Raw genomic sequence first — 19,297 nt, 5'->3', positions numbered from 1 at the left:
GAATATTGATCCCAACTTAAACGGGAGGAAAATTCGATGACGAAGCATACCGACAGACCAACCAGCCGCCGCCAGAATCGCACATTGATGCTCTCGGTCCCGCTGGTCGCCTTCGCACTCTGGTCAGGGGGAATCGGTGTGCAGGCCGCGGAGCCGGCGACGACCGGCAGCTTGCCGCGCATTCTCGTGCTTGCGACAGGAGGAACGATCGCAGGTCAGGCCGACCCACGTGCGACGGGTGCGTACAAGTCCGGCCAGATCACGGGCGACCAACTGGTCCAGTCCGTCCCGGGTCTGGACAAGCTGGCGAAGCTGAACGCCGAACAGATTTCGTCGATCGGATCCCAGGACATGAACGACAAGGTCTGGTTTGCGCTGGCCCGTCGCATCCAGGACGCCTTCGACAAGAACGAAGCCGATGGAATCGTGATTACCCACGGCACGGACACGCTCGAAGAGACCGCGTTTTTTCTGGATAACGTGGTTCGCGGCGACAAGCCGGTGGTCATCGTCGGCTCGATGCGTCCGGCCACGGCGGTCAGCGCAGACGGTCCCGGCAATCTCTACGAAGCGGTTCAGGTGGCGGCCGATCCCCGCGCCCGCGGGCGTGGGGTCATGGCCGTGTTGAACGACAAGATTCAGGGCGCTCGCTCGGTGACCAAGACCAACACCACGAGCATCGAGACGTTCAATTCACCCAATGACGGGCCGATCGGCTATGTCGACACGGCCGGCGGCATTCGTTTCATGGCGCAGGCGCCCGGTTTCAAGCGCACGACCTATCAGCTCCCGCCGGGCGAGCAATTGCCCCGCGTCGAGATCGTCTACTCGCATGCCAACATGGACGCCGTTCCGATCGAGGACGCCATCTCTCACGGCGCAAAAGGCATCGTGCTGGCCGGCGTCGGCGATGGTAACAGCTCGAAGCAGGCGCTCGATGCGCTCGAACAGGCGGCGAAGAAGGGGATCATGATCGTCCGTTCCACGCGGGTCCGGTCCGGCTTCGTCACCCGAAATGTCGAGGTTGACGATGACAAGAATGGCTTCGTCGTGTCCGAGGACCTCAACCCCCAGAAGGCGCGCGTTCTCACCCAATTGCTGATCGCGAGCGGCGTGACCGCTCCGGCCGAGCTGCAGCGAGCCTTCACGGCGACTTGGTAGGCGAGCTGTCGCGCGGACCCAGTGCGTAGGATGGGTAGAGCGCAGCGAAACCCATCGTCCTTCCAGGGTGAGATGATGGGTTTCGCAAGGGCTCTACCCATCCTACGGCTCTCAAAACGAAAAGGCGCCCCTCGCGGGGCGCCTTTTGCTTCCGGTATCCTATGCGAGCCGATCAGCCCGAATAGTACATGTCGAACTCGACCGGGTGCGGGGTCATTTCGAAGCGCTCGACTTCGGTCATCTTCAGCTCGATGTAGCTGTCGATGAAGTCGTCGTCGAACACGCCGCCGGCCTTCAGGAAGGCGCGGTCCTTGTCGAGGTTTTCCAGCGCCTCGCGCAGCGAGCCGCACACGGTCGGGATCTGCTTCAGCTCTTCCTTCGGCAGATCGTAGAGGTCCTTGTCCATCGCCGGACCCGGATCGATCTTGTTCTTGATGCCGTCGAGGCCGGCCATCAGCATCGCGGCGAAGCCGAGATAGGGATTGGCGAGCGGATCGGGGAAGCGCACCTCGACGCGCTTGGCCTTCGGCGAAGCGGTGTAGGGGATGCGGCACGAGGCCGAGCGGTTGCGCGCGGAGTAGGCGAGCAGCACCGGAGCCTCATAGCCCGGGACCAGACGTTTGTAGGAGTTGGTCGTCGGGTTGGTGAAGGCGTTGATCGCCTTGGCATGCTTGATGATGCCGCCGATGTAGTTGAGGCAGGTTTCCGACAGGTCGGCATACTTGTTGCCGGCGAACACCGGCTTGCCGTCCTTCCAGATCGACTGATGGACGTGCATGCCCGAGCCGTTGTCGCCATAGACCGGCTTCGGCATGAAGGTGGCGGTCTTGCCGTAGATGTGGGCGACCTGGTGGATGCAGTACTTGTAGATCTGCAGGTGGTCGGCCATCAGCGTCAGGGTGTCGAACTTCATGCCGAGCTCGTGCTGGGCGGAAGCGACCTCGTGGTGATGCTTCTCGACCTTGACGCCCATCTTGGCCATGGCGCCGAGCATTTCGGAACGCATGTCCTGCACGGAGTCCTGCGGCGGCACCGGGAAGTAGCCGCCCTTGGTGCGGACGCGGTGGCCGAGATTGCCGCCTTCATATTCGGTGTCGGAGTTGGTCGGCAGCTCGGAGGAGTCGAGACGGAAACCGGTGTTGTAGGGGCCGGAGGAGAAGCGCACGTCGTCGAACACGAAGAACTCGGCTTCGGGACCGACGAACACGGTGTCGCCCACGCCCATCGACTTCACCATCGCCTCGGCCTTCTTGGCGATGCCGCGGGGGTCGCGATTGTAGGGCTCGCCGGTGGTCGGCTCGAGCACGTCGCAGGTGATGACCATGGTGGTCTCGGCGAAGAACGGGTCGATCGTCGCGGTCACGGGATCGGGCATCAGGCACATGTCGGACTCGTTGATCGCCTTCCAGCCGGCGATCGAGGAGCCGTCGAACATCGTCCCTTCGGCGAAAATGTCTTCATCGATCATGCTGACGTCGAACGTCACATGCTGCCACTTGCCGCGCGGATCGGTGAAGCGCAGGTCGACGTATTTGACGTCGTTGTCCTTGATCGATTTCAGGACGTCTTTGGCGGTCTTCATGCATACCCCTTTTGGCTCTGCGGGTCGGTTTCCAGACTACGAGCGACCGTGTCCGCGCTCTTTGACCTGCGCGATTGCACAAACGAAATCGGGCCGCCGAAGCAGCCTTATTTCTTGTTGGAACGTCGCAGAATGCGGGATAGCACCCGCCTCAAATAGCGTCCAGCCCGGATTCGCCGGTTCGAATGCGGATCGCCTCTTCGATATTGGAGACGAAGATCTTGCCGTCGCCGATGCGCCCGGTTTGGGCGGCGCGGCGGATCGCGTCGATCGCGCGCTCGACCAGGTCGTCGCCGATCACGATCTCGATCTTCACCTTGGGCAGGAAGTCGACGATGTATTCTGCGCCGCGGTAAAGCTCGGCATGACCCTTTTGACGTCCAAAGCCCTTGGCCTCGGTGACGGTGATGCCTTGAAGGCCGACTTCCTGGAGCGCTTCCTTCACCTCGTCGAGCTTGAACGGCTTGATGATGGCTTCGATTTTCTTCACTGCGCGCCTCCCGGCCTTTCGATCAATTAGCAACGTCTTCGTCAGGATGCGCTTTTCTCACGCATGGACTGTCTTCGCTGTCCCGGGTCGCCTGACTAGCCCGACAAGCGGCCGGCCACACCTTAGATTATATTCCAGGGAGCACGACGGGCCGAAGCGGCTTCCTCGGAAGCAGGGTCTATGCCAAGTTGCAGATCCCCTGATTATTGGAGCGTTATCAGCCTTTTAACGAGCATCTCTGATAGGTGGTGCCGACCGGCTCAAAATAGCGAAGACTACGAAATAGGCAAACGGTTCAAACTCTGTGCAGATGCCCGTTTCAGGTTTCGCTTCGGCACGGAAAATGCCTGTTGAAGAGGCGTTTGTACCAGGGAAGTGGCATGGAAGTTCTGACCAACGCTGAAATGCAGCGGGCCGACCAGCTCAGCATCGCGGCCGGCACTCCCGGCTTCAAGCTGATGCTGAGCGCAGGCCAGGCGGTAGCCGAGGCGGCTCAGGCGCTGGTTGAGGAGGGGACGATCCTGGTCGTCGCCGGGCCCGGCAACAATGGCGGCGACGGTTTTGTCGCGGCCGCCGAGCTCGCCGCCCAGGGCCGCGAGGTTTCGGTGATCCTGATGTGCGAGCGCGATCAGCTCCAGGGCGATGCCGCCTCCGCCGCTCGCGGCTGGAAGCATCCGGTGCTTCCGTTCAATCCGCAGGCGATCGGCAGGCCGGCGTTGATCATCGATGCGCTGTTCGGTGCGGGGTTAAGCCGCACCATCGATGGCGAGGCGCACGAGATGATCGCGGCGATCAACGCCAATGGTGCGCCGGTGCTGGCGGTCGATCTGCCGAGCGGCATCAACGGCACCAGTGCGGGCGTGATGGGCGTTGCCGTGAACGCCACCGAGACCGTCACCTTTTTCCGCAAGAAGCCGGCGCATCTGCTCTTGCCGGGCCGCGTGCATTGCGGCCACGTGCGCGTGGTCGACATCGGCATCGACGCGCAGGTGCTCGACGAGATCCGGCCGCAGATATTCGAGAACGATCCGGATTTTTGGGGGGCGGCCTTTCCGGTGCCGCGCATCGACGGCCACAAATACGCGCGAGGGCACGTGCTGGCGGTGTCGGGTGACGCGGCCGCCACCGGTGCGGCGCGGCTCGCCGCGCGCGGGGCGCTGCGCGCCGGCGCAGGGCTCGTCACGCTGGCCACCCCGCGCGATGCGCTCGCGATCAATGCCGCCGCGCTCACCGCGGTGATGGTCCGCCCCGTCGACACCGCGGTCGAATTCGCCGAGCTGCTCGGCGACAAGCGCTACAACACCTGCATGATCGGCCCCGGCGCGGGCATCGGCGAGCGCACCTGCGACTTCGTCCACAGCGCGCTCTCGGCGCAGCGGCATCTGGTGCTGGACGCCGATGCGCTGACGAGCTTTGCCACAAACCCCGAGCGGTTGTTTGAATCGATCAAGTCCTCGCGGGACACGGCGGTGGTGCTGACGCCCCACGAGGGCGAGTTTCCGCGTCTGTTCTCCGACCTCAGCAACAAGCGTCCGGGCCGTTCAAAACTCGAGCGCGTGCGCGCCGCCGCCGAGCGCTCCGGGGCGGTCGTGCTGCTGAAGGGGCCGGACACCACGATTGCCGCGCCCGACGGCCGCGCCACCATCGCTGCCAACGCGCCGCCATGGCTCGCCACTGCGGGGGCCGGCGATGTGCTCTCCGGTATTATTGCCGGGCTCCTTGCCCAGGGTGTGCCGGCATTCGAAGCCGCCAGCATGGGCGTGTGGATGCATGGCGAGGCGGCCGGCGAAGCCGGCCCCGGGCTGATCGCGGAAGACCTGACCGAGACGCTGCCGGCCGTGCACCGGCGGATCTATAACGCGCTGGGGGTGGAGTACTGAGCCTTCACTCCACCGCGTACCAGCGCACCAGGCGCGGCGCGGCCCAGTCGGTGGCGATAGACTCGATCAGCCAGCGGCCGGGCGCGCTGGTTGCGAACGCGATGCGCTGGGTCTGGCCGGGTTCGATCGCGAGCGTATCGAGCCAGTAGGGCTTCCAGCCGTCGTCGAAGCGATCGAGCAGGCGGAAGTGGTGGCCGTGTAGGTGGAAGACGGTGGCAATGGCGGTCGGGTTCTTCAAGGCCAGCACGACGGTGCGGCCGGCCTTGGCACGGAAGGCGGGGGCGGATGAGGCGGCGAAGCTCGACGAACGACTCCAGCCGGCCTCTGCCGCGCTGAGCGCGACATCGAACCGCAGGGCGCCCTTGAGGTCGAGATTGGCGGGAAGGCCGTTGGAGGGCAGCGGGGCCGGGGGTGCCAAGCGGCTCGCGCGGAGCGGCGGTTCGGCCGAGGTCAGGACGCGGGCGACCGGACGGGCCTCCTTGCCGTCGTGCAGCAGGATCGGCGTGGCAGAGCCGGGCGCCGCGGTGCCGTCGAGGAAGACATCGGCCCGGCTGCCCGGTGCGAGCACCAGGGCGCCGTTGCGGGCCGTGAAGGGTTCGGCCGCCTGGCCGTCCAGGGCCATGACCAGAACTTCAACGCCATCGAATTTGACCGCAATGACAGCGCGTTGGCAGCCATTGATCACGCGCAGCCTCAGCCGCTCGTTCGCACGGAGGGTGAAGTCCGGTGCGATCTTGCCATTGACGGTGAAGATCGGCGCGATCTCGCCGCCGGTAGCCCCGGGGACGATCGCGGCGCCGTCTGCGGCGAGTCGCCAATCTTCGACCAGAAACAGCTCGTCACGGTCGGCCACAGGCGGCTCGGCCTCCTGAACAATGATGGGAAGCGGCCGGACCGGCTGCTTCATGCCATCGTCGAGCAGGCGAAGGTCCGCCATCAGGGTCCCAGCGTGAGGCATTGAAAAAATTGAGGTTTCCGTCCCCCCTGAGGTGACGGCCGAGCGGCCGAGCAGCGGTTCGGCTGCACTCTGCCCATCCAGCCCGTACCAGACCGGGGCAACCGGGACGGGCAGGTCGTTCCGGAGCGACACCTCGCAGCGGTCGCCGCGCTTGAGACGGACGTCGACGGCAGGATTTAGCGCCGCCAGCTCCCAGACCGGTGTAGCCGGCTGTCCGGGCCGCAACGCCAGCGTCGCGGGGCGTGCCTGGAGGGTGAGGCTGGCCATCGCCGGCGACGCCGCGCCGCCCAGCGCCAGGCCCGCGGCCGAGGCCCCGAGGCCGGCCAACACCGCACGTCGCGTCGGGTGTATAATCCGCGTTGTCATGGGCCGATGCGGACCATGCCGCGCTGGATAAGTCCAGCCGCCGTGCCTACTTAAAGCGTGCCTCCGCACGGCCATTTTTTTGCTGCGAACAGTCGGGCACATGCTATAAGCCCGGCCGCCCGCGGCATCGCGGCCGGTCTTGATGCAAATTCACGCGGGCGTGGCGGAACTGGTAGACGCGCTGGATTTAGGTTCCAGTGACGAAAGTTGTGGGGGTTCGAGTCCCTCCGCCCGCACCAAGCGCTCTATCCAAGCGTTTGCACGGATTACTGATGGAGCTGTCTCCTCGCGGCGTTTGCCCCCGAGGAGCCGGGTCCGATAAACCACCGGCGGAAGGCGTTAGCCTTCGCGCCGGATCGATTAATGACAACGTCCCGACGCAATGCGCGCCGGGACCGAACGAGAAGAAGATTGGACGCCATGCAGGTCACAGAGACCCTCTCGGAAGGATTGAAGCACGAGTTCAAGATCAGCGTTCCCGCGTCTGATCTCGACGCCAAGGCCGGTGCCAAGCTCGTCGATCTCAAGGACAAGGTCCGCATCAACGGCTTCCGTCCCGGCAAGGTGCCGGTCGCTCACCTCAAGAAGGTCTACGGCCGTTCGGTGATGGCCGAGACCATCGACCAGACCATCCGCGACACCAACACGCAGATCTTCTCCGAGCGCGGCTTCCGCCTCGCGACCGAGCCGAAGATCACGATGCCGACCGAGCAGGCCGCGGTCGAGGAGCTGCTCTCCGGCAAGACCGACCTGACCTACACGGTCGCGATCGAAGTGGTGCCGGCGATTGCGCTCGCCGACTTCAAGAGCTTCCAGGTCGAGAAGCCCGTCGCCGATGTCTCCGACGCTGACGTCGACGAGGCGATCAAGCGCATCGCCGATTCCAACCGTGGCTACGCCGCGAAGGCCGAGGGCGCGAACGCCGAGTCGGGCGATCGCGTCACCGTCAGCTTCAAGGGCACCATCAACGGCGAAGCCTTCGAGGGCGGCACCGGCGAGGGCATCCAGGTCGTGATCGGCTCCAACACCTTCATCCCGGGCTTCGAGGAGCAGCTCATCGGCATCGCCACGGGCGAGACCCGTACGCTGAAGGTGTCGTTCCCGAAGAACTACATGAACGACAAGCTCGCCGGCCAGCCGGCCGAGTTCGAGACCACCGCAACGCTGGTCGAAGCGCCGCAGGACGTCGCGATCAACGACGAATTCGCCAAGACGCTTGGGCTCGAATCGCTGGACAAGCTGAAGGAAGCCGCGCGCGAACGGCTCGCCGCCGAGTTCGCGACTGCGACGCGTCAGCGCGTCAAGCGCGCGCTGCTCGACCGCCTCGATGAGGCGCATCGCTTCGACGCGCCGCCCTCGCTGGTCGACGAGGAGTTCAATCTGATGTGGAACTCGGTGAAGGCCGAGATGGACTCCGCCGGCAAGACCTTTGCCGACGAGGACACCACTGAAGACGCTGCGAAGGAAGAGTACCGCAAGATCGCCGACCGCCGCGTGCGTCTCGGCCTCGTGCTGTCGGAGATCGGCGAGAAGAACAAGATCACCGTGACCGACGACGAGGTAGGCCGCGCCGTAATCGAGCGTGCGCGCCAGATGCCCGGTCGCGAGAAGGAAGTCTGGGACTTTTATCGCAACAACGCCAACGCGCTGGCCCAGCTTCGCGCACCGATCTATGAGGACAAGGTCGTCGACTTCATCCTCGAACTCGCCAACGTGACCGAGAAGAAGGTCTCGCGCGAGGAGCTCTACAAGGACGACGAGGCTGACAAGACCGCCGCCTGAGGGCTTTGAGACAGCCTTCTGTTAAGGATGATCGGTACAAGAGGTCCAGCTAGCCAGGTGGCCGGCTGGGCCTCTTTGCGCGAATCAGCTTCAACTCCCTCACGGATTAAGCCTTAATTCGCTCCGCACTTGTCTGGCGCGAATTGGGCTATATCTGTCGCTACACCCTTTACCCAAGTCTTCCTTCTACTAAAGTTCCTGCATCACGGGACGTCCATCGGCCTTCACGGCAAATCCAGCCAAGACTGGCGATGTCTGCGTCCGAAAAACCTAGGTGACTCATGCGCGATCCGGTTGAAACCTACATGAACCTCGTGCCCATGGTGGTCGAGCAGACCAACCGTGGCGAGCGCGCCTACGACATCTTCTCGCGCCTGTTGAAGGAGCGCATCATCTTCGTGACCGGGCCGGTCGAGGACGGCATGTCGACGCTGATCGTCGCGCAGCTGTTGTTCCTTGAGGCGGAAAATCCGAAGAAGGAAATCTCGATGTACATCAACTCGCCGGGCGGCGTGGTGACGTCGGGCCTTGCGATCTACGACACCATGCAGTTCATCCGCCCGCCGGTCTCGACGCTGTGCACGGGTCAGGCCGCTTCGATGGGCTCGCTGCTGCTCGCCGCCGGCGAGAAGGACATGCGCTTCTCGCTACCGAACGCGCGCATCATGGTTCACCAGCCGTCCGGCGGCTTCCAGGGCCAGGCCACCGACATCATGCTGCACGCGCAGGAAATCCTGAACCTGAAGAAGCGGCTCAACGAAATCTACGTCAAGCACACCGGTCAGACCTACAAGACGATCGAGGATGCTCTGGAGCGCGACAAGTTCCTGACCGCCAACGACGCCAGGGATTTCGGCCTTGTCGACAAGGTCATCGACAAGCGCGCCGAGGAACCGGCGACTGCGAAGGCCCAGTAGGATTACCACCATTGCACCAGCGATCCCCGCAATTGCGGGGGATCGTCAGGGACGCGTTCACGTTAAGGGCGTGTTCGCAAGCGCGCAAAACCGCTTTTTGCGCCCTGCAGCAAGCAGAAAGTTCCGCTTTCGTGCTTGTTTTTCGTGGCAATCCAGCAACGGGCGTGCGATTTCGATCACTTCTTCCGTGCCAAGACGTGAAATCACGGTATTGTCACGGGTAGCCAGCGACCCCCCGATTAGCGAATTCTTGATAGTCGGGTGACAGCATGGTTGGCTACGCTTGATCGGCTATGATCGCGGGAGAATCGAGTGACCGTGATTCGCACGGGATGTAGCGCGTAGGGTCTTTTTTGGTACGGAATTTGCTCTATTTGAACCTTGTACCGGCCGCTGTGTCGGGATGGGGCGATCGAGCGGACGGGATCGAACCGCGGACGGAGACATGAATGAGTAAGGTCGGCACGAGCGACTCCAAGAACACGCTATATTGCTCGTTCTGCGGCAAGAGCCAGCACGAAGTCCGCAAACTGATCGCGGGTCCCACGGTCTTCATCTGCGACGAGTGCGTTGAGCTCTGCATGGACATCATCCGTGAGGAGAACAAGTCCTCGCTGGTGAAGTCGCGCGACGGGATTCCGACGCCGAAGGAAATCTGCAAGGTGCTGGACGACTACGTGATCGGCCAGAGCCATGCGAAGAAGGTTCTGTCGGTCGCGGTGCACAATCACTACAAGCGCCTCAACCACCAGACCAAGCACAACGACGTAGAGCTCGCGAAGTCGAACATCCTGCTGATCGGTCCGACCGGCTCGGGCAAGACGCTGCTCGCGCAGACGCTCGCCCGCATCCTGGACGTGCCCTTCACGATGGCCGACGCCACGACGCTGACCGAAGCCGGCTATGTCGGTGAGGACGTCGAGAACATCATCCTGAAGCTGCTCCAGGCCGCCGACTACAACGTCGAGCGCGCCCAGCGCGGCATCGTCTACATCGACGAAATCGACAAGATCAGCCGCAAGTCCGACAACCCCTCGATCACGCGCGACGTGTCGGGTGAAGGCGTGCAGCAGGCGCTGCTCAAGATCATGGAAGGCACGGTGGCCTCGGTCCCGCCGCAGGGCGGCCGCAAGCATCCGCAGCAGGAGTTCCTGCAGGTGGATACCACCAACATCCTGTTCATCTGCGGCGGCGCCTTTGCCGGCCTCGAGAAGATCATCTCGGCGCGCGGCCGGTCGACCTCGATCGGCTTCGGCGCCCAGGTGCTCGCGCCGGAGGACCGCCGGACCGGCGAGATCTTCCGCCACGTCGAGCCTGAGGACCTGCTGAAGTACGGCCTCATCCCCGAGTTCGTCGGCCGTCTGCCCGTCGTGGCGACGCTGGAGGACCTGGACGAGACCTCGCTGAAGAAGATCCTGACCGAGCCGAAGAACGCGCTGGTGAAACAGTACCAGCGGCTGTTCGAGATGGAGAACATCGAGCTGACCTTCGCCGACGAGGCGCTTGGCGCGGTCGCCCGCAAGGCGATCGAGCGCAAGACCGGCGCGCGCGGGTTGCGTTCGATCCTCGAGGCGATCCTGCTCGAGACCATGTTCGACCTGCCGGGGCTCGAAGGTGTGGAAGAAGTCGTGATTTCGCGCGAAGTCGTGGAAGGTACGGCGCGTCCGCTCTACATCTACGCCGATCGGTCCGATCGCGCCGTCGAGAATGCCAGCGCCTAAATTGCGGCGCTGGTACGCTCCAATCGTCTCCTTAGAAGTGATGGCTGCGGAATCCTGTTTCCGCAGCCAATGTTGCGTCGCTTGCTTGCGTGCGTAAGCGCCGAATGGCGCGCGTTTTTCAATGACTTGACACCCCCCGGGGCGATAGCCACCTAATGTCGGCGGCGAGTAGGAATTCTCTTCAAGATTCGCCTCATTTCGATCCGGCAAGGCCGGTCCAAGCTTAGGGACTTAACGGTTTTGCGGATCACCTCGGCACCTTGTGGCGGTTGCGCATAAGCAAGGCGGACTGCGTGCAAGGGGGCAAAGCAAAAGGAAAAGGCCATGACTAATCCAAAACCCCGGCCAACCATCGTCCATGGCGAGGCGCATGCTTATCCCGTGCTGCCGCTGCGCGATATCGTCGTCTTCCCGCACATGATCGTGCCGCTCTTCGTCGGCCGCGAGAAGTCGATCCGCGCGCTCGAAGAGGTGATGAAGAACGATGCCCTGATCATGCTCGCGACGCAGAAGAACGCGTCCGACGATGATCCGGCGCCCGGTGCGATTTACGAGACCGGTACGCTCGCCAGCGTGCTGCAGCTCCTGAAGCTTCCCGACGGCACCGTGAAGGTGCTGGTCGAAGGGCTCGAGCGCGCGCGCGTGCAGAAGTACACCGACCGTGCCGACTATTACGAAGCGACCGCAATCGCGCTCGCCGACACCGATGCGAAGTCGGTCGAGGCCGAGGCCTTGGCGCGCTCGGTCGTGTCCGACTTCGAGAGCTATGTGAAGCTCAACAAGAAGATCTCGGCCGAGGTCGTCGGCGTCGTGCAGGCGATCACCGATTTCGCCAAGCTCGCCGACACGGTCGCGTCCCATCTCGCCGTCAAGATCGCCGACCGTCAGGGCATCCTGGAAACGCTGTCGGTCACGCAGCGCCTCGAGAAGGTGCTGGGCCTGATGGAGAGCGAGATCTCGGTGCTGCAGGTCGAGAAGCGCATCCGCTCGCGCGTCAAGCGCCAGATGGAGAAGACCCAGCGCGAGTATTATCTCAACGAGCAGATGAAGGCGATCCAGAAGGAACTCGGCGACGACGACGGTCGCGACGAGCTCGCCGATCTCGAAGAGAAGATCTCCAAGACCAAGCTCTCCAAGGAAGCGCGCGAGAAGGCGCAGCATGAATTGAAGAAGCTGCGCCAGATGTCGCCGATGTCCGCGGAAGCGACCGTCGTGCGCAACTATCTGGATTGGCTGCTCTCGATCCCGTGGAACAAGAAGTCCAAGGTCAAGAAGGACCTCGAGGCGGCGCAGGCCATCCTCGACTCCGACCATTACGGGCTCGAGAAGGTCAAGGAACGCATCGTCGAGTATCTGGCGGTGCAGTCGCGCGCCAACAAGCTGACGGGACCGATCCTGTGCCTCGTCGGGCCTCCCGGTGTCGGCAAGACCTCGCTCGGCAAGTCGATCGCGAAGGCGACGGGGCGCGAATTCGTGCGCGTCTCGCTCGGCGGCGTGCGCGACGAGGCCGAGATCCGCGGTCACCGCCGCACCTATATCGGCTCGATGCCCGGCAAGATCATCCAGTCGATGCGCAAGGCGAAGTCGTCCAATCCGCTGTTCCTGCTGGACGAGATCGACAAGATGGGCGCCGATTTCCGCGGCGATCCGTCCTCGGCGCTGCTCGAGGTCCTCGACCCCGAGCAGAACTCGACCTTCAACGATCACTACCTCGAGGTCGATTACGATCTGTCCAACGTGATGTTCATCACGACCGCGAATACGCTCAATATTCCGGGCCCGCTGATGGACCGCATGGAGATCATCCGGATCGCGGGTTACACCGAGAACGAGAAGGTCGAGATTGCGCGCAAGCACCTGATCCCGAACGCGGTGTCCAAGCACGGTCTGGAGTCGAAGGAGTTCTCGATCGATGACGACGCGCTGCTGCTTCTGATCCGCCGCTACACCCGCGAGGCGGGCGTGCGTAATTTGGAACGTGAGCTCTCGACACTCGCCCGCAAGGCGGTGAAGGAGCTGATGATCTCCAAGAAGAAGTCGGTCAAGGTCACCGAGAAGACTCTTGAAGAGTTGCTCGGCGTGCCGAAGTACCGCTTCGGCGAGATCGAGAGCGAGCCGCAGGTCGGCATCGTCACCGGCCTTGCCTGGACCGACGTCGGCGGCGAGCTGCTGACGATCGAAGGCGTCATGATGCCCGGCAAGGGCAAGATGACGGTCACGGGCAATTTGCGCGACGTGATGAAGGAATCGATCTCGGCGGCGGCGTCCTACGTCCGCTCGCGCGCGATCACCTACGGCATCGAGCCGCCGCTGTTCGATCGGCGCGACATCCACGTGCACGTGCCGGAAGGCGCGACGCCGAAGGACGGTCCGTCCGCGGGCGTGGCGATGGCCACCGCGATCATCTCGGTCATGACCGGCATCCCGGTCCGCCATGATGTCGCGATGACCGGCGAGATCACGCTGCGCGGCCGCGTGCTGCCGATCGGCGGCCTCAAGGAGAAGCTGCTCGCCGCGGCCCGCGGCGGCATCAAGACGGTGCTGATCCCCGAGGACAACGCCAAGGATCTCACGGAGATTTCCGATGCGATCAAGGGCGGCATGGACATCATCCCGGTCTCGCGGCTGGATGACGTCATCGCCAAGGCGCTGGTCAAGAAGCCGGTGCCGATCGTCTGGGAAGAGGACACCAAGGTGACGGTGAAGCCGGACGGCGACGAAGCCGCCGGCGGCCTGACCGCTCACTAAATCCGATGAAATGAGATAAAACGGCGCCTTCGGGCGCCGTTTTTGCTTTTGGGGGGTCCATGAAGATCGACGGGCAGTGCCATTGCGGCCGGATCACCTATGAGGCCGAGATCGACCCCGAGGCCGTCTCGGTCTGCCATTGCCGGGACTGCCAGGCCCTGACCGGCTCGCCGTTCCGGGTGACCGCGATCTGCGCAGGGGAGGCGATCCGGCTGACCGGCGGCACGCCAAAGGTCTACGGCAAGCGCGGCGACAATGGTCGGATGCGTTTCCAGCACTTTTGCGGCGACTGCGGGTCCCCGCTGTTCACGAGCGGTGAGGGCGACCAGGCCGACGATTGGGGCATCCGCTGGGGCAGCATCCGCCAGCGCGACGGCTTACGGCCCGTTCGGCAGATCTGGTGCCAGTCGGCGGCGGTGTGGATCGACGCGGTGCCGGGGTTGCCCGGGCGGCCGCAGGATTGATGTCCAGCTCGTTAGGGCTGGGCACTTGCCCCTTCGGGGCACGTAGGGCTAAAGAGGCGGCGAGGGCGGTTAGCTCAGCTGGTTAGAGCATCTCGTTTACACCGAGAGTCAAGGCTAGTAATATCAATAGGTTACATCGAGAAGTCTTTCTCGGGTAACTTGCCGGGTAACAAATCCGGGCGGTTAGCTCAGTTGGTAGAGCGCCTGCTTTACACGCAGGATGTCGGCGGTTCGAGCCCGTCACTGCCCACCACCCGTAGATGTCCCGTCTCCCTGCAACCTGGGCGAATCGTGCATCATGGGCGTGTTCAGGAGGACACCACCCATGAGCAAGTTCATTGTTCGCCTTGCCGAGCTAGATCGTCTTCTCGACGCCGCTTGGCTGGCAGGAAACCGGAGCGAGATGCAGAGCATCTTGGCCGAGATCACTTCGCTGCGCCGGTCGATGTACGGCACGCCCCAAGCTGCGAGGTAAGCCGCAAATGGCCAAGTACAATCTCAAGCGGATCGATCTGCACGTTCCGCAGTACAACACCGATGCGACGATTTCTGTCGACGAGAATCACTCATCCGGGACACCGCACCTGGTGACCAAGTACAACGACATCAAGGGTGTTCATCACGGTCACAGCGAGGTTGCTGCGGCAATTCCCGATGACTGGACCGATAAGGACATCCTCGATCTGATCTCCCTTCCCCCGAGAATGGGAACCGGTCGTGATTGGCCATCTTGGGAAATTCCGGCGTCCGATTATGCATCGGCCTACCTGTTTCGCTTTTGGAAGGGCGAGAAGGCGCCAGACGATCGTTCAGAGCTAGAGGCCCAAATTCAAAGCGACCTGAAACAGGCTGTGGACATCGCGAAAAAGAACACTGACAAATAAAGGCGCGGGACCGAAGCCCCGCGCCCTCATCGTCCCGCGCTTATGCGGAATGAAACCACGACAGCGTTGCGATCTGCGGGGCGCAATAGCCCGCGCGGATGCGTAGCCCGACCTTCTGCCATTCATACTGCCAGGAGTTTGGGGACGGCTGTTCGCTCAAGATAGCTTCAGGTCGCACAAAATCGATTTCGACGGTGATCGAGGCAGCGGCGACGATCGCGGGCACGTTGAAAACAAGATCCTGCGTGTCGATTTCAGAGCCGCGAATAGCGCCTGGTTGCTTGAGATCTTCGATTGGCGCGGACGTCGCTCGAATCCAAGGCATCTCACCTTGCTGGTTGAGCACGATTCCCACATCCACGATTGCGTCAAAAATAGCTTCGTTCTCAGCCTTCCTGTCCGAGTTGGATTTCAGATGAAACGTGACGTCAGGATGGAAGGTGAAATGGGGATTCTGTACGGGAAGCAGGGCGCTCGGATCACTTGGCACCACGTATTGAGTTGTGATCCGATTGTAGACGTTCCAGATGTACCCGCGGACGCAAAGGCGCGGCGAGACGTAGGTGCGATCACTCAAGCCGAATGAGATAGAGCCATCCGGCTGAAAAGAGACCCAGCCAACGCTCCGGTCTAGGCCTGCATAATTTGTCTTGATCAGCTTGCGCATAGACGATTTGAACCATGTCCAATCAAAGGTAGCAAGGCCCGCCAGCATAAACCGGCGGGCCCTGTACTTACCGCCTCAGCCGGCGGGCATGCGCGGCCAGCCGTTGTCGGTTCTTCGCTCGGTTAGACCTACGTCTGCGCTTCATGAGGCTTCCTCGCCGGCGGACCAATCACGGTTTTCGTATTTCGCCGCAAAGCGGAGAAGCATTTCCTGAAGATGAAACACGGCAAATAGCGCCAAGTTGCGAGCCTCACAGACAGGGGGGTCTCCGTCGGTCTCCTGTGCAAGCTGCGCAGCGATGCGGCCCATGCTGACCAAATCCTGCAGGTCGCCCTCCATCTGGCGGTAGGCCCCTGCATCTCGTCGGTCGCGGTCGTTGGAGTCGGGGAAGCGTATTGCGTTGCTCATTGCTGCTGCTCCCCGCCATGCTTCACGGCGAGCTCAAATAATTCAGCGAGAAGGAGGCGAGCGGCCTCTACGCCTTCCCAGAGTATGGCGACGTCGTCGAGGAAGGGATGTGCCCGGAGCGCTTCGCCCCTCTGAAGTTTTCCCGCGATCGTCACGGCGTTGGAAACCCTATTGCAAGGGTGCCTCAGTGGATTGCGCTTGCGGCCAGCCAGCTGGCGGCCGGACACACGGGGCTCGAGCGGCTGGACATTTTCGGGAGGCAAACAAGTCTCGCGGCGCGCGGACGCGCTTCGGAAGTCGATGACGTTGGACATGGTGGTTCTCTGGATTTGCCGGCTTCTCACGGCCGGGTGCCAGCGGTCAGCGCTGGCGCCGGGAGGGTGAGAACATCGCCAGAGACGATGCGCGACGGCCTTTCCCCGAAGGGTCTTGTATAGCCGCCGCTCTCCCGGCATAGTGCTGCCGTTCGCGCCGACGGCTAATCGGCACGTTCTAATCGTTGGCAAACATCGATCCCGGCAAGGATCGCCCTGCCAACGCCCTGGTGCCAAACGGGCCCCGGCAAGGGCCTTTGGCGGGAGTTCTCACGCTCCGCCGAGCATCTCATCTGATTTGCGTTGAGAAATCCATAAGAAACCCACCCCCACTCGGGGCGCTTCGGCGCGTCCGCACAGATTCACAAAACCGTGAATCTCCGCCGGTCTGGGGTAACACACTGCTCGCAAGCCGAGTCCCGCCAACGGGATAGGCCGCTTCATCCACACGTCGCACGAGCACATGCACGACTCTAGCACCCGGACTCCGCGTGCGGCAGACTCGTCGCGGCATGGGGGACTGAAGTGCGGGCGCGTATCAAGCAGCGGGTAGAAGAACTGGCCGGGCTCGATCCGAAGATCGGCGGGGACCAGCAATTTTTGTTCGGGATGCTCATCGGCGCCATCCTCACGGTCTGTGCCTATTGGGCTGCGTTTGCGCCCTGCGGTTAGCCCTACGTCGCCGGATAGATGCACATGAGATAGACGAAGTTGCTGCTCATATTGGCATTGGTGATGTTGCCTGCCGTCGCTGTCTGCAAGAGAGCCGTTGTAGCGTTCGCCTGCATTTGCACATGCGTCAGCGTTGAAACGCCGGTGCTGCTCAGGGTGCATTGTGAGGCGTATGTTTGATTGGCCGTGGTGACAGGAAAGCCGCCGATCTTTGCAACCGACCCATCGGCAGTGGCCGGCTACGAGATGAAGGCATAGGCAAATACCAGATTGCCAAGGCGCACATAGCTTGCATTTGCGGTGAGGGTAAGGGCTGCACCGCTCACATCGGTGGGGGTCCATGACGTCGGACCGACAACCGCGAGCCCGCCGATCTTGCCCAGCGTCGGATTCGGATAGGTGCCAGAGAGATCGCCGCCGGCCGCGCCAGTGGGCGATCCGCCGCCACCGCCGCCGTTCGGCACCATGGGCTGGCCGGCGTTAGGCACCTGTGCATTGGCGCCGGCGACCACGAGAGCGGAGGTGATTAGAAGCGCTGCGAGTGACTTGCGATTCAACATCTAGTTTCTCCTCAGTTTGGAACGCCGACGCACGAGAAGCCGGTGCCGCAGCCATTGGCCGAGCCCTTCTGCACATTGACCGGAAGCCAGTCGGTCGCTCCGTTGATCAGGGCAGTACCGTTGGTCGCGCCGCGAAGGCGCGTCACCGTCACTTCGCCAGGGGTGCCACCCCACAGGCCATATTTCTGATTGCCCGATGCGCTCAGACCGTCGGCGGTGAGGTTGGAGTTGTTCCCACCAAAGAAACAGAATCCTGATCCACCAGAGGTCGTCAGCGTGCCGCCATTATTAAAAGCGCTCGAATTCTCGATGGTGATAAAAGTGTTGGCCGTGGTTGCGCCGTCAGCCTCAAAGTCGACGCCGCATTGCGTGCCGTCGTTGTTCGTGTTGCTGGTCGCGTTGAACCGGCTGCCAGTGATCACGCCACGGGTTGCCCCGACAAGCGAAAGACCTGTCCGATAGTTGTTATTAGCCTCCACATTTTCGAGACGGAAAAATGTGGTGTTGCCGTTACCGCTGCTGTCACCTCCGACATAGAAGCCATCGGTGCGGCCGTTTATGGCCCTCACGTCTCGCAGCGTTATTCGCGTCGAACTGACTATATAGATCAGCGCCGCGCTGCCGAGCGTGTTGGTCTGGTTCGTGCGATTACCGTCAATTATGAGTTGGTAGATATCGACGTTTGATGCACCGCTCGTCTGATCCGGATGTCCAGCACCGTCGTAAAAATTCAGACCTGCATTTTGCTGCGCTGAATTCTTCAACTTCAGCGTCATATAGTTGCCAAAGATGATTGTGCCGCTGCGCACAGACACCATGCTGGCAAAACCGCCGCCGTAGATTGTGTTGTTGCCGAAGAGGCAGGTCGCGCCCGGTACACCCCAGCCCACATAGGCATAATTCCGGATGCCATCGAACCATGCCTGAATTGCAAGGCTATCGTCGGTAACACCGTCACAAGCCGCGCCGTAATCCTTCGGCGTCTTGATGTTGAGATTTGTCGATCCGGAGCTTGACGACGATGTCGACCATTTCGACACGCCATCGCTGCGCAATGCCACGCGCGCAAAGGCGGTGTTCAGGACGGTCGAACTCGCCCCGTTGATGGTATCGGAGCCGGAGCGCTGGACGGTGAGAGTGTTGACCGAGGAGATGCCGCCAGCGAAGTCGCCGACGATGATCTCCGCACCGGCATTCACCGAGCTGGCTGCTGGCAGTGTCCAGATGCGCGCGGCCGTGAGGGTAGCGGTGAGGCCCACAGTGCGATCGGTCGACAGGATCGTGTAGATGCTGTCGCCGTGGCCGGTGTAGCCTTCGATGTTGAAGCCAGCGGCCGATCGCGCGAGCGCCGCGGTGGTCTGCCCGCTGCCTCCGTTCGTCAGGCCGAGCGGCAAGCTCAGGTATGACGGCGTCGTGCCGTTGTTGTAGAGCAGTCCGACGCTGGGCGAGAGCGCCGTCCAGCTCCCCGGCCCGCGGTACGGAATCGCGCCGGGCGTGGTCGAGAGCTGGTCGAAGACACTGGTCGAGAAGATCGAGGATAGCGGCAATGCGCTCGCGGGCCCCGAGCTACTACCCAGGCGCCCGATGACGCTTTGTGGTGGGATGGTCTGAAATTGCTGCGCGATGGCAGCGGACGAAAGATTGGTGACGGCAAACAGCAATGCTGCTGCAAGCAGAGAATTCCGGCCTTTCATCGAAGCAAATCCTAGAGCTCGACGTTCGG

General features: G+C 62.5%; 18 protein-coding genes and 2 tRNA genes. 12 read left to right on the top strand and 8 right to left on the bottom strand.

Annotated elements, in window-relative coordinates; all coding sequences use genetic code 11:
• Window positions 1-36 precede the first annotated feature (36 nt).
• The gene (locus tag AXW67_RS12400; protein WP_082907865.1) at window positions 37-1,161 is read left to right on the top strand and encodes an asparaginase; all 1,125 of its coding nucleotides are present in this window, start codon (window positions 37-39) and stop codon (window positions 1,159-1,161) included.
• A 172-nt stretch (window positions 1,162-1,333) separates the two neighbouring features.
• Here the strand turns inward: AXW67_RS12400 and glnA are convergent, their stop codons facing one another.
• Both glnA and AXW67_RS12390 read right to left on the bottom strand, forming a co-directional pair.
• Window positions 1,334-2,743 (bottom strand): type I glutamate--ammonia ligase, encoded by a 1,410-nt coding sequence (gene glnA, locus AXW67_RS12395; RefSeq protein ID WP_063678114.1) that lies wholly within the window; start codon window positions 2,741-2,743, stop codon window positions 1,334-1,336.
• Window positions 2,744-2,894: 151 nt separating this feature from the next.
• Window positions 2,895-3,233, bottom strand: coding sequence for a P-II family nitrogen regulator (locus AXW67_RS12390; RefSeq protein WP_007603495.1), 339 nt, complete (start codon window positions 3,231-3,233; stop codon window positions 2,895-2,897).
• Between the two features lie 380 nt (window positions 3,234-3,613).
• On the opposite strand from AXW67_RS12390, the gene AXW67_RS12385 reads away from it, so the two are divergent.
• Window positions 3,614-5,113 carry a bifunctional ADP-dependent NAD(P)H-hydrate dehydratase/NAD(P)H-hydrate epimerase gene (locus AXW67_RS12385; RefSeq protein WP_063678113.1) on the top strand — a complete coding sequence of 500 codons (1,500 nt, stop codon included), beginning with the start codon at window positions 3,614-3,616 and terminating at the stop codon, window positions 5,111-5,113.
• A gap of 4 nt (window positions 5,114-5,117) precedes the next feature.
• Here the strand turns inward: AXW67_RS12385 and AXW67_RS12380 are convergent, their stop codons facing one another.
• Window positions 5,118-6,437 (bottom strand): multicopper oxidase family protein, encoded by a 1,320-nt coding sequence (locus AXW67_RS12380; RefSeq protein ID WP_063678112.1) that lies wholly within the window; start codon window positions 6,435-6,437, stop codon window positions 5,118-5,120.
• Between the two features lie 154 nt (window positions 6,438-6,591).
• Between AXW67_RS12380 and AXW67_RS12375 the strand changes: the two genes are divergently transcribed.
• The 9 genes from AXW67_RS12375 (at window position 6,592) to AXW67_RS12340 (ending at window position 14,953) form a co-directional block, all read left to right on the top strand.
• Window positions 6,592-6,676, top strand: a tRNA-Leu gene (locus AXW67_RS12375).
• 181 nt (window positions 6,677-6,857) lie between these two features.
• Window positions 6,858-8,219 carry a trigger factor gene (gene tig, locus AXW67_RS12370; protein ID WP_063678111.1) on the top strand — a complete coding sequence of 454 codons (1,362 nt, stop codon included), beginning with the start codon at window positions 6,858-6,860 and terminating at the stop codon, window positions 8,217-8,219.
• A gap of 281 nt (window positions 8,220-8,500) precedes the next feature.
• Complete coding sequence (locus AXW67_RS12365) at window positions 8,501-9,136, top strand: ATP-dependent Clp protease proteolytic subunit (RefSeq protein WP_063678110.1); 636 nt, start codon at window positions 8,501-8,503, stop codon at window positions 9,134-9,136.
• Window positions 9,137-9,585: 449 nt separating this feature from the next.
• The gene (gene clpX / locus AXW67_RS12360; protein ID WP_008547851.1) at window positions 9,586-10,857 is read left to right on the top strand and encodes an ATP-dependent Clp protease ATP-binding subunit ClpX; all 1,272 of its coding nucleotides are present in this window, start codon (window positions 9,586-9,588) and stop codon (window positions 10,855-10,857) included.
• A gap of 324 nt (window positions 10,858-11,181) precedes the next feature.
• A complete protein-coding gene (gene lon, locus AXW67_RS12355; protein ID WP_027550583.1) occupies window positions 11,182-13,605 on the top strand; it encodes an endopeptidase La in 2,424 nt (807 codons plus the stop codon).
• Between the two features lie 59 nt (window positions 13,606-13,664).
• Window positions 13,665-14,069: a GFA family protein gene (locus AXW67_RS12350; RefSeq protein ID WP_063678109.1), complete on the top strand. Its 405-nt coding sequence runs from the start codon at window positions 13,665-13,667 to the stop codon at window positions 14,067-14,069.
• 177 nt (window positions 14,070-14,246) lie between these two features.
• Window positions 14,247-14,322 (top strand) — tRNA-Val (locus AXW67_RS12345).
• Between the two features lie 72 nt (window positions 14,323-14,394).
• Window positions 14,395-14,544, top strand: a complete 150-nt coding sequence (locus AXW67_RS42705; protein ID WP_161491251.1) for a hypothetical protein — start codon at window positions 14,395-14,397, stop codon at window positions 14,542-14,544.
• A gap of 7 nt (window positions 14,545-14,551) precedes the next feature.
• Entirely contained in the window at window positions 14,552-14,953 is a 402-nt protein-coding gene (locus AXW67_RS12340) for a hypothetical protein (RefSeq protein WP_063678108.1), read from the top strand.
• A 40-nt stretch (window positions 14,954-14,993) separates the two neighbouring features.
• On the opposite strand, the gene AXW67_RS12335 is transcribed toward AXW67_RS12340, so the two are convergent.
• The 3 genes from AXW67_RS12335 to AXW67_RS12325 all read right to left on the bottom strand — a co-directional run bounded on the left by AXW67_RS12335 (window position 14,994) and on the right by AXW67_RS12325 (window position 16,342).
• Entirely contained in the window at window positions 14,994-15,620 is a 627-nt protein-coding gene (locus AXW67_RS12335; protein WP_063678107.1) for a hypothetical protein, read from the bottom strand.
• A 141-nt stretch (window positions 15,621-15,761) separates the two neighbouring features.
• Complete coding sequence (locus tag AXW67_RS12330) at window positions 15,762-16,028, bottom strand: hypothetical protein (RefSeq protein ID WP_063678106.1); 267 nt, start codon at window positions 16,026-16,028, stop codon at window positions 15,762-15,764.
• On the bottom strand, window positions 16,025-16,342 hold the full coding sequence (locus AXW67_RS12325) for a hypothetical protein (RefSeq protein WP_063678105.1): 318 nt from the start codon (window positions 16,340-16,342) through the stop codon (window positions 16,025-16,027). The genes AXW67_RS12330 and AXW67_RS12325 overlap by 4 nt, the downstream gene beginning before the upstream one ends.
• A 525-nt stretch (window positions 16,343-16,867) precedes the next feature.
• On the opposite strand from AXW67_RS12325, the gene AXW67_RS42700 reads away from it, so the two are divergent.
• Entirely contained in the window at window positions 16,868-17,014 is a 147-nt protein-coding gene (locus AXW67_RS42700; RefSeq protein WP_161491250.1) for a hypothetical protein, read from the top strand.
• 239 nt (window positions 17,015-17,253) lie between these two features.
• Here the strand turns inward: AXW67_RS42700 and AXW67_RS12320 are convergent, their stop codons facing one another.
• Entirely contained in the window at window positions 17,254-17,574 is a 321-nt protein-coding gene (locus AXW67_RS12320; RefSeq protein WP_063678104.1) for a hypothetical protein, read from the bottom strand.
• An 11-nt stretch (window positions 17,575-17,585) separates the two neighbouring features.
• Window positions 17,586-19,268, bottom strand: coding sequence for an autotransporter outer membrane beta-barrel domain-containing protein (locus AXW67_RS12315; protein ID WP_063678103.1), 1,683 nt, complete (start codon window positions 19,266-19,268; stop codon window positions 17,586-17,588).
• Window positions 19,269-19,297: the final 29 nt, after the last annotated feature.

It is taken from the genome of Bradyrhizobium neotropicale, assembly GCF_001641695.1.
In the GTDB taxonomy this organism is placed as follows: Bacteria; Pseudomonadota; Alphaproteobacteria; order Rhizobiales; family Xanthobacteraceae; genus Bradyrhizobium; species Bradyrhizobium neotropicale.
The sequence above is the reverse complement of the archived record's forward strand: the minus strand, read 5'-3'. Positions and strand labels throughout refer to the sequence as shown.

What these genes read in the sequence shown, in the direction of transcription:
- AXW67_RS42705 (WP_161491251.1), top strand. Translation starts at nt 14,395, where the DNA reads ATGAGCAAGTTCATTGTTCGCCTTGCCGAGCTAGATCGTCTTCTCGAC.
- AXW67_RS12380 (WP_063678112.1), bottom strand. Translation starts at nt 6,437, where the DNA reads ATGACAACGCGGATTATACACCCGACGCGACGTGCGGTGTTGGCCGGC.
- glnA (WP_063678114.1), bottom strand. Translation starts at nt 2,743, where the DNA reads ATGAAGACCGCCAAAGACGTCCTGAAATCGATCAAGGACAACGACGTC.
- AXW67_RS12315 (WP_063678103.1), bottom strand. Translation starts at nt 19,268, where the DNA reads ATGAAAGGCCGGAATTCTCTGCTTGCAGCAGCATTGCTGTTTGCCGTC.
- clpX (WP_008547851.1), top strand. Translation starts at nt 9,586, where the DNA reads ATGAGTAAGGTCGGCACGAGCGACTCCAAGAACACGCTATATTGCTCG.
- tig (WP_063678111.1), top strand. Translation starts at nt 6,858, where the DNA reads ATGCAGGTCACAGAGACCCTCTCGGAAGGATTGAAGCACGAGTTCAAG.
- AXW67_RS12325 (WP_063678105.1), bottom strand. Translation starts at nt 16,342, where the DNA reads ATGTCCAACGTCATCGACTTCCGAAGCGCGTCCGCGCGCCGCGAGACT.
- AXW67_RS12340 (WP_063678108.1), top strand. Translation starts at nt 14,552, where the DNA reads ATGGCCAAGTACAATCTCAAGCGGATCGATCTGCACGTTCCGCAGTAC.
- AXW67_RS12365 (WP_063678110.1), top strand. Translation starts at nt 8,501, where the DNA reads ATGCGCGATCCGGTTGAAACCTACATGAACCTCGTGCCCATGGTGGTC.
- lon (WP_027550583.1), top strand. Translation starts at nt 11,182, where the DNA reads ATGACTAATCCAAAACCCCGGCCAACCATCGTCCATGGCGAGGCGCAT.
- AXW67_RS12320 (WP_063678104.1), bottom strand. Translation starts at nt 17,574, where the DNA reads ATGTTGAATCGCAAGTCACTCGCAGCGCTTCTAATCACCTCCGCTCTC.
- AXW67_RS12400 (WP_082907865.1), top strand. Translation starts at nt 37, where the DNA reads ATGACGAAGCATACCGACAGACCAACCAGCCGCCGCCAGAATCGCACA.
- AXW67_RS12350 (WP_063678109.1), top strand. Translation starts at nt 13,665, where the DNA reads ATGAAGATCGACGGGCAGTGCCATTGCGGCCGGATCACCTATGAGGCC.
- AXW67_RS12385 (WP_063678113.1), top strand. Translation starts at nt 3,614, where the DNA reads ATGGAAGTTCTGACCAACGCTGAAATGCAGCGGGCCGACCAGCTCAGC.
- AXW67_RS12335 (WP_063678107.1), bottom strand. Translation starts at nt 15,620, where the DNA reads ATGCGCAAGCTGATCAAGACAAATTATGCAGGCCTAGACCGGAGCGTT.
- AXW67_RS12330 (WP_063678106.1), bottom strand. Translation starts at nt 16,028, where the DNA reads ATGAGCAACGCAATACGCTTCCCCGACTCCAACGACCGCGACCGACGA.